At 74.2% G+C, this 14617-nt stretch carries 10 protein-coding genes; all 10 read left to right on the plus strand.

Going from position 1 to position 14617, the window contains the following annotated elements; genetic code table 11:
• Positions 1–355: 355 nt before the first annotated feature.
• The 10 genes from AB0Q99_RS19680 to AB0Q99_RS19725 all read left to right on the plus strand — a co-directional run bounded on the left by AB0Q99_RS19680 (position 356) and on the right by AB0Q99_RS19725 (position 14478).
• The gene (locus tag AB0Q99_RS19680; protein WP_363573453.1) at positions 356–2770 is read left to right on the plus strand and encodes an amino acid adenylation domain-containing protein; all 2415 of its coding nucleotides are present in this window, start codon (positions 356–358) and stop codon (positions 2768–2770) included.
• Positions 2767–4068: an ATP-grasp domain-containing protein gene (locus tag AB0Q99_RS19685; RefSeq protein ID WP_363573455.1), complete on the plus strand. Its 1302-nt coding sequence runs from the start codon at positions 2767–2769 to the stop codon at positions 4066–4068. Before AB0Q99_RS19680 ends, AB0Q99_RS19685 begins: the two co-directional genes overlap by 4 nt.
• Positions 4065–6158, plus strand: a complete 2094-nt coding sequence (locus AB0Q99_RS19690) for a hypothetical protein (protein WP_363573457.1) — start codon at positions 4065–4067, stop codon at positions 6156–6158. Before AB0Q99_RS19685 ends, AB0Q99_RS19690 begins: the two co-directional genes overlap by 4 nt.
• A 163-nt stretch (positions 6159–6321) precedes the next feature.
• Positions 6322–6864 (plus strand): DUF4303 domain-containing protein, encoded by a 543-nt coding sequence (locus AB0Q99_RS19695; RefSeq protein WP_363573458.1) that lies wholly within the window; start codon positions 6322–6324, stop codon positions 6862–6864.
• Positions 6865–7247: 383 nt separating this feature from the next.
• On the plus strand, positions 7248–7466 hold the full coding sequence (locus tag AB0Q99_RS19700; protein ID WP_363573460.1) for an MbtH family protein: 219 nt from the start codon (positions 7248–7250) through the stop codon (positions 7464–7466).
• 45 nt (positions 7467–7511) lie between these two features.
• Positions 7512–9281: a condensation domain-containing protein gene (locus tag AB0Q99_RS19705; RefSeq protein WP_363573462.1), complete on the plus strand. Its 1770-nt coding sequence runs from the start codon at positions 7512–7514 to the stop codon at positions 9279–9281.
• Positions 9282–9283: 2 nt separating this feature from the next.
• Entirely contained in the window at positions 9284–10921 is a 1638-nt protein-coding gene (locus AB0Q99_RS19710; RefSeq protein ID WP_363573464.1) for an amino acid adenylation domain-containing protein, read from the plus strand.
• Positions 10890–12464 (plus strand): carbamoyltransferase C-terminal domain-containing protein, encoded by a 1575-nt coding sequence (locus AB0Q99_RS19715; RefSeq protein ID WP_363573466.1) that lies wholly within the window; start codon positions 10890–10892, stop codon positions 12462–12464. Before AB0Q99_RS19710 ends, AB0Q99_RS19715 begins: the two co-directional genes overlap by 32 nt.
• Positions 12465–12653: 189 nt before the next feature.
• Positions 12654–13490 carry a hypothetical protein gene (locus AB0Q99_RS19720; protein ID WP_363573468.1) on the plus strand — a complete coding sequence of 279 codons (837 nt, stop codon included), beginning with the start codon at positions 12654–12656 and terminating at the stop codon, positions 13488–13490.
• Positions 13491–13506: 16 nt separating this feature from the next.
• Entirely contained in the window at positions 13507–14478 is a 972-nt protein-coding gene (locus AB0Q99_RS19725) for a 3-oxoacyl-[acyl-carrier-protein] synthase III C-terminal domain-containing protein (protein WP_363573470.1), read from the plus strand.
• Positions 14479–14617 lie beyond the last annotated feature (139 nt).

Consider the following 14617-nt stretch of genomic DNA (forward strand, 5'->3'; position numbering starts at 1 on the left):
TCCGCCCTGGTCCGTCCGGCCGGCAGTGACGGGCAGTGGCAGTGGCAGCGGCAGTGACGGGCGGCGGCAGCGGCTGACCCGGGCGGCGTGTGCAACCGCGTCCGTGCAACTGCCAGCGGCTGTCAGTTGCCCGCCCGCCGGTGGAAATCGGCCGTCCTTGACGAACGTTCGGGCCCTCGCCGTTACTGGCTTCCGGCCGACGCTCATTCCCTCGCACCGCCCCCCGGCCGTTCCGCCGTTCCGGCCCGGAGCAACTCGTCGTCCGACCCGTCGTTCCAGCGAGGTGATGCGGTGCGCGGGCGCCGAACCCGCCCCGGCGCGCCGGGCCCCTCGACCCGACACCTGAAGGAGCCACATGGCCATGGCCGACCGCCTCGACCCCGCCACGACCAGCAGTACGGTCCGGCTGCCCGACGGACTGACCGAGGGGCTCGCCGACCTGAGCCGGGTGCACGACGTCCCGCTGGAGCTGACGCTGCTCGCCGCGTTCGCGGTGCTCGCCCTGCGGCACGGCGGCGACCAGGAGCCGACCGTGACGGTGCGTGCGGGCGAGCCGACGCGCACCCGTGTCCACCGCCTGGACCTGACCGGCGATCCGTCCTTCGCCCAGCTGCTGGCCCGGCTGCGCAAGCAGGCCCCGGTCGAGCCCGTCGACCCGTCCGCTGACCCGTCCGCAGACCTGCGGATCGAGCTGCGCCCCGGCGCCGGGACGGCGGACGGCCCGGAGCAGTCGCCCGCGCTGACCGTCCTGCGGGCGCCGGACGGCCCGCACACCCGGATCGACCACCACCCGGAGGAGGTCGAGCGCTGGACGGCACGCTGGCACACCCTGCTGGCCGGCCTCGTCGCCGCACCGGCCACCCCGATCGGACGGGCGGTCGTGCTGCCGCCCGCCGAACGGGCCCTGCTGCTCGGCCAGTGGTCCCGCACGGGCTCCTCGGAGCCCACCACCGTCCTGGTGCACCGGCTGGTGGAGGCCTGGGCGGAGCGGACGCCCGAGGCCGTCGCGCTGGTGCAGGCCGGGCAGTCGCTCACCTACGCCGAACTGAACGCCCGGGCCAACCGCTTGGCCCACTGGCTGCGCGAGCGGAAGGTCGGGCCGGAGGTCGCGGTGGCGCTCTACGGCGGCTCCACGATCGCGATGCTCACCGCCATGCTGGCCGTGCTCAAGGCGGGCGGCTACTACGTGCCGCTGGACGTCGCCGCGCCGCCCGCCCGCACCGCCGAGGCGCTGGCCGAGTGCGCCCCCCGGCTGGTGCTGACCGAGGCCCCGCACACGGCCGCGCTGGCCGGGCCGGCCGACGGCCGGGAGGTCCACGACCTGGCCGACTGCGACCTCCTCGGCCACCCGGCCGACAACCCCGACACCCCCGGGCACGGCGAGGACCTCGCCTACCTGATGCACACCTCGGGTTCCACCGGCCGCCCCAAGGGCGTGGCCATGCCGCACCGCGCGCTGGTCCGGATCCTCGACTGGTACGTCACCGCGACCGCGATCGAACCCGGCGCGCACGTCCTGCAGTTCAGCGCGCTCAGCTTCGACGCGTCGTTCTGCGAGATCTTCGGTGCCTGGCACGCCGGCGCCCGCCTCGTCCTGCTGCCCGACGAGGCCGTCCGGCGCGACCCCGAGGCGCTGCTCGACCTGCTGGAACACGAGGCGATCGAACACCTGGAGGCGCCCTACTCCGGCCTGCTGAACATCGCGCACTGGGCCGCCCGCCCGGACGGGCGCCGCACCACCCGGCTGCGCACCGTCGTCACCGGCGGCGAGCAGCTGGTGATGGCCCCCGACCTGGTGCGGTGGCTGGAGCAGATGCCCGGCTGCGTGCTGCGCAACGGCTACGGCCCCTCGGAGACCAGCGTGGCCACCACGCACTGGCTGCGCGGGAACCCGGCCGACTGGCCGCAGCTGCCGTCGATCGGACGCCCCATCACGGACGCCTCGGTGTACCTGCTCGACGAGGCGCTCCAGCCGACCCCGACCGGCGTGATCGGGGAGCTGTACGTCGGCGGACCGATCGTCGCCCGCGGCTACGCCGGCCGGCCCGGGCTGACCGCCGAACGCTTCGTCGCCGACCCGTACGGCCCGGAACCCGGCAGCCGGATGTACCGGACCGGCGACCTGGCCCGCCACCGGCCGGACGGCTCGCTGGAGTTCCTGGGCCGGGCCGACCACCAGGTGAAGATCCGCGGCCACCGGGTCGAGCCGGGCGAGGTCGAGGCGCGGCTGCTGGAGCACCCGCTGGTCGGCGAGGTCGCGGTCACCGTGCGCGAGGACGGCACCGGCCGCAGCCTGGTCGGGCACGTCGTCCCCCGGGACCCGGACCGCACCCCGACCGCGCAGGAACTGCGGGCGCACGCGGCCGGACTGCTGCCCGCGCACATGGTGCCGGCCCGCTTCGTCCTGCGGTCCGCGCTGCCGCTCACCCCGACCGGGAAGCTGGACCGCGCCGCCCTGACGATGCCCGACCAGGCCGAGCAGGCTTCGGAGGTGGCGGAGGAGGCGACGACGGCGGCCGGGGTGCCGGAGCCGTCCGGGACGGCCGCCGCGCTGCTCGGCATCTGGCGGGAGGTCCTGGCGATCCCGCAGATCGAGGTCACCGACGACTTCTTCGACCTCGGCGGCCACTCCCTGCTGGCCACCCGGGTCATCTCCAAGGTCCGCACCGCGCTGGGCAAGCGGGTCCTGATCGGCGACATCTTCGAATGCCCGACGGTCGAACTGCTGGCGGCCCGGATCGACCGCACGGCAGCCCGGGGGGCGAAGTGAGCCGGCCCGTCGTCGTCATCGTCGAGCCCTACTCCTCCGGCAACATGTACGCGCCCGCGCTGCGCCGGGCCGGCTTCTCGACCTGCGGGGTCACCCTGCGCTCGGCCGCCCCGCTGGCCGCCTCCTTCCGCGCCGAGGACTTCGACCACCACCTGGAGTACGGCGCAGACGACGCGGCACCGATCACCCCCGAGCTGCTCGACCCGGTGCTGGACCGGCTGCGCGAGCTGGCGCCGGTCGCGATCCTCCCGGGCGAGCAGCACGGCGTCCGGCTCGCCGACCGGCTCGCCGCCGAACTCACCCCGGACCGCGCCAACCGGCCCGAACTCGCCGCCGCCCGCTGGCACAAGGGCGAGATGTACGCCGCCGTGGCCGCCGCCGGACTGCCCGTCGTCGAGACCATCTGCGTCCGCGATCCGCAGGAGGCCGCCGACTGGCTGCGTGAGCGAGGGCTGGAAGGGCGCGACCTCGTGGTCAAGCCCGCCAACGCGTCCGGCACCGACGGCGTGACCAGGCACCCGGGCGGGGCGGGCTGGCGCGAGGCCGTCACCGGCCTGGCCGGCGCGGTCAGCCGGCACGGCATCCGGCTCACCGACGTCGTCCTCCAGGAGTACGTCACCGGCGTCGAGTACGCCGTCGACACCTTCAGCCACGACGGCGTGCACACCGTGACCGACATCGTCCGGTACCGCAAGCACTCGGCCGACGGCCGGATGGCGATCTACGAGAGCATGGAGTTCGTGCCCCACGACGCGCCGGGCCACGACGAACTCCTGCGGTACACCCGGCAGGTGCTGGACGCCCTCGGCGTCCGGTTCGGCGTCGCGCACACCGAGGTCATGGTCACCGACCGCGGGCCGCTGCTGATGGAGGTCAACGCCCGGCCGCCGGGCGGCGCGCAGCCGTGGGCCTGCCAACTGGCCACCGGTGACAACCTGATCGAGCGCGCGGTGCGCCACCTGGCCGGGGACGGTGCGGTCCGGCTCGACTACTCCCTGGAGATGACCGTCCTGGTGGTCTTCTTCTCGGTCCGCTCGGCCGGGCCGATCAGCGGGATCGACGGTCTGAACGCCATCACCGAACTGCCGAGCTGCTGCCACCTCAAGGTCAACGTCAAGGACGGCGACGAGGTGCCGGAGACGCTGGACCTGATGGACGCGCACAAACTCGGCGTGGCGGTGCTCGCCGACCCCGACCCGGCCCGGGTCGCCGCCGATCACCTGGAGGTGCGGCGGATCGCCTCCCGGGTCGGGCGGCCCGGTGGGTTCACCGTCGACGCGGCCGCGGTGGCGCCGTGACCGTCGGCCCGCCGTTCTCGGCCCACCCCGACCTGGCCGGTTACCTCGACGCGCTGCGGGACCGGGCGCGGATCCCGGTGTACACGGGGGCGGGCGACCGGTCCGCCGCGCTCACCGAGTCCGCCGAACTCGCCGAACTCGCCGAACTCGCCGTGCTCACCGACTCCGCCGAACTCGGCGCTGCCGCGCGGTTGTCGAACGAAGCGGCACCGCCCGGCCCGGCCGGTGGCGTGCTGGTGCTGGCACCGCCCGGCTCGGCCGCCGCCCCGGTGGCGGCAGCGCTCGCGGAACGCGTCGGAGGGACGTTCACCGGCTGGGCGCCCGGGGAGCCGGCCACCCTCGCGGACGCTCTCGCGGACGCCCGCACGGACGCCCCTGCGAGCGGCGCCGAGGGCGGCGTCGACCACGTCGTGCTGGCCGCGCTCGCGGACGAGCTGTCGCTCGACCTGGTGCTCGGCACCCTCGACGCGACGGCGGCGCTCCGCCGCGCCGGCCACGGCGACGCGGCGCTCGGCGTGGTGCTCGGCCGGGACCTGGGCGAGCTGAGCCGACTGATCGCCAAGGGGCTCGGCTGCGGCCTGCGGACACCGCCCGACCACCCGCAGCTCTGCGTCGCCCCGTGGGGCGACGGGCAGCGGGCGGACACGCCCGGCGTGCACTGGGTGACGGGCGCCGACGCCCGCGCCGAGGTGGTGGCACCACTGCTGACCGGGCGCCGGCACGGCCTGGTCTCCTTCGCCGTCGCCGGGCGCGAGCACGGCCTGGTCCTCTCCGACACCGTGGTCTGCGGCGCGGTCGGCGACCGGGCGGCCGCCGGGCAGGCCCCGGCGCCGGCCGGTGCGCCGAGCTGCGCCTTCACCGGGCAGTGCTTCCGCCCGGGGGTGGACGCGGCCGGGGTCGTGCCGGCCCGGGAGGTCCGCGCCGATGTCGTCCTCGCCAACAGCTGCATGTCCTGGCGGCCCGGCCACGGGTTGGTGGCCGCCGACTACCAGCTGACCAACGCCTTCGCGCACGGCACCGCGGCGGCCTTCATCGGGGCCGTGCACCGGATGGTCCCGGACGTCCGGCTCAACCGCCTCGCCCACCGGGCCGCGGCGGCCGGGGCCGACGTGGGCCGGCTCGGCATCCTGCTGAACCGGCAGGCGGCCGGCCGGGAGGTGCCGCACTACCTGGTGCTCGGCCTGCCGTGGGTGGTGCCGGTCCCCGGGGCCGGTCCGGTCCGGCTGGAGGACCTCGCCGCGCTGGTCGACCGGACCGCACCGGCCGGGGACGGCGGGACCAGGGCCCGGCTGCGGCAGGCGGGCCGGGCGATCCGGGCCCTGCGCGAGCTGCCGCTGGCCGGGCTGCTGCCGGCCGACGGTCTGCCGGAGCTCGACGCCCGGGTCACCACGGCGGTGGCCGTGCTCAAGGGGGACCCGTCGGTGGTGGCGACGGACGCCGACGGCGACCCGGTGGAGCGGCTGCTGGAGCGGGTGGCCGAGGCGGAGTACGGCGTCGCGCTCGACCTGTACGACTTCGGGCAGGTCAGCGAGTCCTCGCTGAACGAGGTCTGGGAGGACTTCCTGGAGACGACGGCCGTGCCCGGCACCGTGCGCTGCCGGTACTGCGGCGGGCCGACGGCCACCGTGACGGGCCGTCATCCGGCCCACCCCCGGTTGGTGCGCGAGGTCCGGGCCTGCCACAGCTGCGGGCCGGTGCTCGACCTCCCGGCCGGTTCGCCGATCCACGACATCACCGTGGACTGCCCGCCGGTCTGGCCGCGTCCGGGCACGGTGACGGTCGAGGTGACGGTCACGGCGGCCGACCCCTCGGCCGAGGAGCCGGCGGAGGGATTGGCGGAGGGGCCGGCGGGGGGCTTTCCGGCGGCGGTGCTGGTCCAGGTCGCCAGGGGCGCCGTCCACGGGTTGGCCGGGCCGGAGCCGCAGCGGCTGCGCCTGGTGCCCGGAAGCCCGCTCCGGGTCCGGGCCGAGGTCGAGGTGGCGGAGCACGCCTTCGCGCACCCCGAACACGCCGTCCGGGCCGTCGTGGTGGCCGGCGGTCAGGTCCACAGCGCCTCCCGTCCGGTCGCCGTCCGGCCTGCGCAGGGCTGATGCGTTCTCAGCCGGCGGGACGACCACCTGTCCCGGTTGTCAGCGGCCGGTTTGAACTCCCGCGAGTACGACCGGTTCCGATGTCACGTTCGGTGGTCGTCCTCGGGCCGGGGATCCGGGGATACTGGTGCCATGGGATCGCACTGTGCCGGCTGGTGCCGTCGTGCCTGACGGTGAGGGACGGCTGCGGGTGGAGGTGGAGCGGGCGGCTCGGGCAGCCTTCCTCGGGCTGCTCGATGCCCGTCCGGCTGCGGACTACTGCGGGTACGCGTTGTATTCCGACGCCGGCGCGATGACGGTGTGCTGCGCAGTCAATACCGTCTCAAACCTGGCTCAACTGCGAGCGGAGAGCCCGGCCGAGGCGGACTACTACGAGTGGACTCCGGCGGAGTGGGCGATGGAGGGCGTCGCCGCCGAGCAGTTCGCGTCGATCTGCCGGCGACTTCACGCCGCGCGGCCCGACGACGACGGCGCGGAATTCACGAGGTTCCGGGACACCGTGTACGAGGCGTGTGTGGGGGCGCTCGAATCGCTCGCCGCCGCCGGCACCTTCGGCCCGGGCACCGATCACGTCGTGGTCTTCGCCGTCTCCGACCCCGACGACGAGGACCCGGCGCGCGAAGCGGAGTGGATCCGCCGCCTCAACCCGCCGGACCAGGCCGACCGGTTCGCCCGCCGGCTCAAGGCGGCCTCAGCACAACCGTAGGGAGCGCCAGGCCGGTTGGGCGGACCCGCCGCTGCAGTTGATCACCACCGGTCACGGCCCGAGCACACGATCGCCCGGCCCGCTCTCGCCGCTTGAGAACGCATCAGCCCGGCCGGCCGCCGTGACGGGTCAGCAGGCGGGACGGCCGGGCGGCGACCCGGCGGCAGGACCGGGAATTCGGCCGGCGAATGCCGGACATCCGGAAATGCCGCACAGTGCCGTGCAACTGACAGAACGTCGCGGTTGAACGGTGTCGTCCGCCGGGTCGGGGAATGCTTGTGCACGCCCGGCCCGGTCGGATGTAGTGGTCGGGATGGCGAGGCGGCCCCGAGGCGATGCCGACGGGGGATCGCGGGGCACGGAAAGACAGGTGGAGGAGAGAAATGAACCCGTTCGAAGACCCTGAGGCCTCCTTCGTGGTTCTGGTCAACGAGGTGGGGCAGCACTCGCTCTGGCCCGAGTTCCTCGACGTGCCCGCGGGCTGGCGGATCGCCCGACAGAAGGCGAGCCGGGCGGATTGCCTCGAATTCATCGAGAGGAATTGGCAGGACCTGCGGCCGCAGCGCCCGGTCGGAAATCCGCCGGTGATCCCGACCGCCTGAGGTCGATTGCGGGCTGCCTCGACTCGGCAGCAGAAGGAGGGGGAAATGGCTGCGGTGCCGCTGTCCTTCGGGCAGGAGCGGTTCTGGTTCCTGAACCAGGTCGAGGGATTCTCGGCAGCCCACAACTCGGCGGAGGCGTTCCGGCTCTCCGGTCCGCTGGACGCCGGGGCGTTGGAGGCGGCACTCGGGGACGTGGTGGTCCGGCACGAGATCCTGCGCACGGTGTTCCCACTGGTCGACGGCGACCCGTGCCAGCAGGTGCTGCCCGCGACGGAGGGCCGGCCGGCCCTGGTGGTGGCCGCGTCGAGCGAGCCGGACGTACGGGAGCGGGTGGCCGAGGCCGCCGGGCGCGGCTTCGACCTGACGGCGGACCGGCCGCTGCGCGCCTGGCTGTTCGTCCTGGGGCCGCAGGAGCACGTGCTGCTGCTGGTGTTCCACCACATCGTCTGGGACGCCTGGTCGGCCGGACCGTTCTGGCGGGACCTGGACCGGGCCTACGAGGCCCGGCTGGCCGGTGCCGAACCGCAGTGGTCCCCGCTCCCGGTCCAGTACCGGGACTACGCGGTGTGGCAGCGCGCGGCGCTCGGCGACGAGGACGACCCGCAGAGCGCCCTGACCGGGCTGCTGGCCCACTGGCGCGACGAACTGGCCGGGCTGCCCGAGGAGTTGGAGCTTCCGGTGGACCGCCCACGGCCGCCGGTGTCCAGCCGGGCGCTCGACACCGTCCCGTTCCGGATCGAGGCCGGACTGCACGGCCGGCTGGAGGAGACGGCGCGGGACGGCGAGGCCACCCTGTTCATGGTGCTGCACGCCGCGATCGCCGCGCTGCTGACCCGGCTGGGAGCGGGGACGGACATCCCGGTGGGCACCCTGGTGGCCGACCGCGGCGACGACGCGCTGACCGACCTGGTCGGCTTCTTCGTGAACACCCTGGTGCTGCGCGCCGACACCTCCGGCGACCCGAGCTTCCGCACACTGCTGAGCCGCGTCCGGGACACCGACCTGGCCGCGTTCGAGCGGCAGGAGCTGCCCTTCGAGAAGCTGGTGCACGCGCTCAACCCGGAACGGTCGGTCGACCGCCACCCGCTCCACCAGGTCTCGATCGCGTTCTCCGACGGGGTGGAGAACGCGCTGCGGCTGAAGGACGTGCGCTCCCGCCACGAGAGCATCGACACCGGCAGCGGGACGCTGGACCTCGTCTTCGACCTGAACCGGACCCGTACCGGGACGGGTGGGCCGGGCGGCATCGACGGCACCCTCGCCTACGCGGTGGACCTCTTCGACCGGGAGACCGCGCAGCGGCTGGCCCGCGGCCTGGTGCTCCTGCTCGAAGCCGCGGTCGCGGACCCCGACGCACCGATCGGTCGCGCCGACCTGCGCTTCCCGCTCGACCGGGACCGGGCTGCGCGGCAGCCGCGCCGGGCCGAGCGGGCGACCGTCCCGTCGCCGCGGGAGCCCGCCGGGGAGCCCGCCCGGGAGTCCGTCGCGGCGGCGGACCGGGCGGCCGACCGGGCCCGCACGCCGCTGGAGGAGACCCTGTGCGGACTGTTCGCCGAGGTGCTCAAGCGGACGCCGGTCGCGGTCGACGACGACTTCTTCCTGCTCGGCGGGCACTCCCTGGCGGCCACCCGGCTGGTCAGCCGGATCCGGTCGGTGCTGGGAGTCAGGTTCGGCGTCCGGGAGTTCTTCGACGAACCCACGGTGGCCGGTGTCGCCCGCCGGCTCGATGCGCCGGACCGTACGGACCGCACGGACCCGCTGCCGCCGATCGCCCGCCGGCCCACGGCGCCGGGCGGCGCCGGCCGGGACGCGTAGCGATGGGCGTCGACACCGGACCCGACACCGGACCCCACCGCGCACCCGACGCCGGACCCGACGCCGGACCCGACCCCGGCCCGCCCGACCGGCGACCCGCGCGGTGCCTGCACGAGGTCTTCGAGGAACGGGCCGCCGCCGCCCCCGACGCCCTGGCGGTCGCCTGCGAGGACGAGCGGCTCGGCTACGGCGAGTTGGACGCACGGGCGGACCGGCTGGCCCGGCGCCTGGTGGACGCCGGCGTACGGCGCGGTGCGCTGGTCGGCGTCCACCTCGACCGCGGCACCGGGATGGTCGTCGCGATCCTGGCCGCGCTCAAGGCCGGCGCGGGCTACCTGATGCTGGACCCGGCCTTCCCGGCGGAGCGGCTGCGCGTCATGGCCGAGGACGCGGCGCCCGCCGTGGTCGTCGCCCGGACCGCGGCCGAAGTGGACCGCCTCGGCACCCCGGCCGGCTTCGTCCCGCTGACCGGCCCCGGCCCGGCGCTGCCCCACGGCGCCGCCCGCGCCAGGCCGGAGGACCCCGCCTGCGTGATCTTCACCTCCGGCTCGACCGGCCGGCCGAAGGCGGTGGCGGCCCCGCACCGGGCGATCGTCGGCACCGTCCTCGGGCAGCGGTACACCCGGTTCGGCCCGGAGACCGTCTGGCTGCAGTGCGCGCCGGTCTCCTGGGACGCGTTCGCGCTGGAGCTCTGGGGGCCACTGCTCACCGGCGGCGCCTGCGTGATCCACCCGGGCAGCCCCGATCCGCTCCGGATGGCGCAGCTCGTCGCGAAGTACGGCATCACCACGATGAACCTGCCGACCGTCCTGTTCCACGTGATCACGGACACCTACCCGGAGGCCTTCGCGCAGCTGCGGGACCTCCTGGTCGGCGGCGAGGCGCTCTCGCCCGGACACGCCGCGCGGGTGCTCCGGGACTTCCCGCGGCTGCGCCTCGTCAACGGCTACGGGCCGGTCGAGTGCATGGTCTTCGTGACGACGCACCGGGTCACCGCCGACAGCGCCGCCCGGCCGTCCGTGCCGATCGGCCGCCGGCTGGCCGGCAAGCAGGTCCACGTGCTGGACGAGCGGCTGCGGCCGGTGGCCGACGGGGAGGTCGGCGAGCTGTACGCCTCGGGGGAGGGGTTGGCCCACGGCTACCTCGGCCGGCCCGGAGCGACCGCCGAACGCTTCGTCGCCGACCCGTTCGGGCCGCCGGGCGGTCGGATGTACCGCAGCGGCGACCTGGTGCGCAGGTCGGGCGACGGGACGCTGGAGTTCGTCGGCCGGGTGGACGAGCAGGTGAAGATCCGCGGTGTGCGGGTCGATCTCGCCGAGGTCGAGGCCGTCCTGGCGGCGCACCCGGAGATCGGCGAGGCGGTCGTCGTCGCCACCGAGGACAGGCACGAAGACCGAATACTGGTGGCGTATGTGACGATTCGTCATCGAACTGGAGAAGGAGCCGTCGAGCGCGGGCTGCGCGGTTACGCGGCCGGGAGAATGCCTGATTTCATGGTGCCGTCCCGATTCGTGATCGTGGACTCGTTCCCCCGGACGCACAACGGAAAGCTCGATCGCACGGCCCTGGTCAAACGCGACGCGGACAGGCCGCACGGAGGTGGGCAGAATGCTGATTCTGGGATTCAAAGAAGGTCATGACGGTGCGATAGCCGCGATCGAGGACGGCCGGCTGCTGTTCTCCCTGGAGGCCGAGAAGGACTCCTTCCCGCGCTACGACCGGCTGACCGCCGAGGTGTTGCTGCTCGCCGCGGAACGGCTCGGCCGGATCCCCGACGCGCTGGCGGTCGGCGGCTGGGTCAAGGGGGCGTTCTCCGTCGAACCGCCCTCCAGGACGGGCTACTTCGGGGTGGGACCGGGTGCGGTCTCCGACCAGGCCGGGACCTTCTTCGGCAAACAGGTCAAGGTCTTCTCGTCCACGCACGAGCGCTCGCACATCATGACCGCGCTCGGCCTCTCCTCCTTCCGGCCCGGACAGCCCTGTTACTGCCTGGTCTGGGAAGGGAACATCGGCTCCTTCTACCTGGTCGACGAGCGCGGCGAGGTCACCCACCTGCGCCACGTCCTGGCGGACCCGGGGAACAAGTACGCCTACCTGTTCGCCCTCGCCGATCCGCGCTTCCCGGCGGACAAGGGTCTGCTCCGCCTCCAGGACGCCGGCAAGCAGATGGCCCTGACCGGCTTCGCGCAGCCGGGCCCCACGACCGCGGCCGAGCGGGAGCTGATCGACTTCATCCTGGGTCAGGACCAGATCATCCTGAACCTGGCCAAGGGCGACATGACCTGGACGCCGTTCCACAACATCGGGGTGGAGTCCCAGGAGTACCGGAACCTGGCGGCCAAGCTCTCGGACGCGATCTTCGACCGCTTCCACGACTACGCCGCGAAGGAACTCACCGCGGGCTACCCGCTGCTGATCTCCGGCGGCTGTGCGCTCAACTGCGAATGGAACCGCCGCTGGCGCGAGTGCGGCCTGTTCCCCGAGGTGTTCGTACCGCCCTGCCCGAACGACAGCGGTTCCGCGCTCGGCACCGCGATCGACGCGCAGCTCCACTACACCGGCTCGGCCGCGGTCTCCTGGGACGTCTACGCCGGGGACGCCTTCGTCGAGGACGCCGCCTTCGACCCGGCCGAGTTCGACGTCCGGCCGCTGGACTTCGCCGAGGTGGCCCGCTTCCTGGCCGACGGCGGGGTGATCGCCTGGGCGCAGGGCCGCTGGGAGATGGGGCCGCGCGCACTCGGCAACCGGTCCATCCTGGCCGCGCCCTTCAGCACGGACACCACGACCCGGCTCAACCGGATCAAGCAGCGCGAGGGGTACCGGCCGATCGCCCCGATCTGCCTGGAGGAGGACGCCGACCGCTGGTTCCGCGGCTCGGTCCCGGACCCGTACATGCTCTACTTCAGCCAGGTGCGGTCGGAGGAACTGCGGGCCGTCACCCACGTCGACGGGACCGCGCGGGCCCAGACGGTGACGCCGGAGCAGAACCCCGAGATGGCCCGCCTGCTCGGCGCCTTCCGCGAGCTCACCGGATTCAGCGTGCTGTGCAACACCTCGCTCAACTTCTCCGGGCGCGGATTCATCAACCGGACCAGCGACCTGATCCGGTACGGCGAGGAGCACGGCCTGGACGGCTACGTCGTGGGCGACACCTTCGCCGTACGGCGGGGGGCGGGCGGGTGAGGAGGCTCCCGTGCTGACCGGGACCGGATTCGGGCCCGGGGCGTCCAGGGCACCGGTCGCGTGCGTTGCGCCCGCTGCGCCCGCCGTGCCCGCACCGAGTCGCCCCGGCCATGCCGAACACCTCGGCCGCGCCGAACAGTTCAACCCTGCCGAACACTCCAGCCACGTCAACGGGAAGGCGGTTCCCTCGTGAGTCCAGCACCTCGTCACGTCACCGGATCGCAGGCGGATCCGGAGTTCTTCCGCTTGGAGGAGCGGACCGAGTTCGACCCCGGGCCGGTCCTGGAGGTGTTGCGCGGCCGGCGGCTCGGCGTCATCTTCCGCAACGTGATCCCGGACGGCGCTCAGAAGGAATCGGTCGCCCGGTTCTGGTCCAGCCCGGCGCGCCGGCACCGGGAGGGGGAGCCCTCGCACTACATCGGCTCCTACCACTGGAACAAGTCGACCGAGACCTACCTCCGCGAGACCGGGGAGATCGCGGCCGCCGTCCGCGAGGTGCTCGACGTGCCCGACTCGCCCTGGCAGACCTTCCGTTCCGGACTGGCGGCGGAACTCGCCCGGCACGACGCCGTGCTGCGGATCGCCGAGCACCGGGGCGCCGAGGCCTGTCCGGCGCTGATCCGGGCCTGGGACAAGGAAGGCAGCTTCGCCCTCGAACCCCACGAGGACGAGGCGCAGTGCGCGGATCCGCGGCAGGCCGGCTTCGAGATCCAGGGCGTGCGCGACCACGAGGTCTGCGCGGTCAACATGTGCGTCGAGCACGAGGAGGGCGGGCGGCTGGTGATCTGGAACATCCGTCCCGACGACGAGAGCCGGCGCAGCCTGGGGATCGAGCACACCGGCTTCTCCTACCCGGCCGACACCCTCACCGGGTTCGACGAGCTGCGCATCGACGTCGGACGCGGGGACGTCTACGTCTTCAACGGCGCCTTCGTGCACGCCGTGGACACCAGCAAGGGGAACCGGACCAACCTGTCCTTCCTGATGGGGTTCATCGACGACCGCACCGTGGTCTCGTGGACGTGACCTCCGGCGGCGGCCGATGACCGCCCTCCACCTCTCCGCCATCGCCTACGTGCACGGCGAACGCCGCCCGATCGCCGAACTGTCCGGCCGGCTGGATCCCGAACTGCTCGCCCCGGAGAGCGGCCTGCGCTGGTACCGGGCCGACGACCGGGAGATCTGGCGGCTCGCCGCGGCCGCCGCAGCCCGCACCGTCGAGGCCGCCGCCGAGCGGCCCGACCTGCTGGTCTACGTGACCGAGAACGACCACGGGAGCAGCGACTCGCTGACCCGGCTGGTGCGCGAGCTCGGCCTGCCCGACACCCGGTACCTGCGGGTCTCCGGGCACGACTGCGGCAACCTCGGCCCCGCGCTGCACCTCGCCGGGCAGGCCCTCGCCTCCGGGGAGCACCGGCGGGTGCTGCTCCTGCTGGCCGACCGGGTGCTGGACGGCGACCGCAGCCAGGCCGACACGCTCTCCGTGGTGAGCGACGGCGCGGTCGCCTGCCTGGTCACCGCCGAGGAACCGGGTACGGACACGGCGCCGGGGTCGGAGCCGGAGCAGGGCTCGGAGCCGGGGTCGGAACCGGAACCGGAACGGGGGCCGGGCGGCGTGCGGTTCGCGGTGCACGGCGTCTCCACGGTCACCGACGCCGCGGCCGGCGCCGGGGGCGCGGCCGGCGACCGGATCCTGGCCACCGTCGCCCTGGCCGTGGCGGGCACCGGGGAGATCGCCCGGCGGACCGGGCGCTCGGTGGAGGACTTCGACCACCTCCTCTTCCCCAACTACCGCACCGTCGCCCAGCAGTTCCTCTGCTCGGCCATGGGCGTGCCGCTCGAACGCCTGCTGGTCGGCCCGATGGCCGAGTTCGGGCACTGCTTCTCCGCGGACAGCCTGGTCTCCCTGGCCCACTGCGCCGACCGCGGCGAGATCCGGCCGGGCGAGCACGTCCTGGCCTTCGGTGACGGTCCCAACTCCTGGTCCTCGCTGGCCGTCGAGCGGCTCGGCTGACCACCCGCCCGGCCCGGCTCCGCCGCCGTGGCGGCCGCCCGGCCCGGCTCCGCGGACGCGGCCCGGTCGGCCGGCTCCGCTGCGGCTCGGGCCGTCCGGCCGGGGCGGATTGGGCCCCACCTCGGAATGAACGAACGAA

It is taken from the genome of Kitasatospora sp. NPDC086791 (assembly GCF_040685975.1).
GTDB lineage: Bacteria > Actinomycetota > Actinomycetes > Streptomycetales > Streptomycetaceae > Kitasatospora.

Coding starts and splice junctions, on each gene's coding strand:
- AB0Q99_RS19680 (WP_363573453.1), top strand. CDS start 356: ATGGCCATGGCCGACCGCCTCGACCCCGCCACGACCAGCAGTACGGTC.
- AB0Q99_RS19700 (WP_363573460.1), top strand. CDS start 7,248: ATGAACCCGTTCGAAGACCCTGAGGCCTCCTTCGTGGTTCTGGTCAAC.
- AB0Q99_RS19705 (WP_363573462.1), top strand. CDS start 7,512: ATGGCTGCGGTGCCGCTGTCCTTCGGGCAGGAGCGGTTCTGGTTCCTG.
- AB0Q99_RS19710 (WP_363573464.1), top strand. CDS start 9,284: ATGGGCGTCGACACCGGACCCGACACCGGACCCCACCGCGCACCCGAC.
- AB0Q99_RS19715 (WP_363573466.1), top strand. CDS start 10,890: ATGCTGATTCTGGGATTCAAAGAAGGTCATGACGGTGCGATAGCCGCG.
- AB0Q99_RS19725 (WP_363573470.1), top strand. CDS start 13,507: ATGACCGCCCTCCACCTCTCCGCCATCGCCTACGTGCACGGCGAACGC.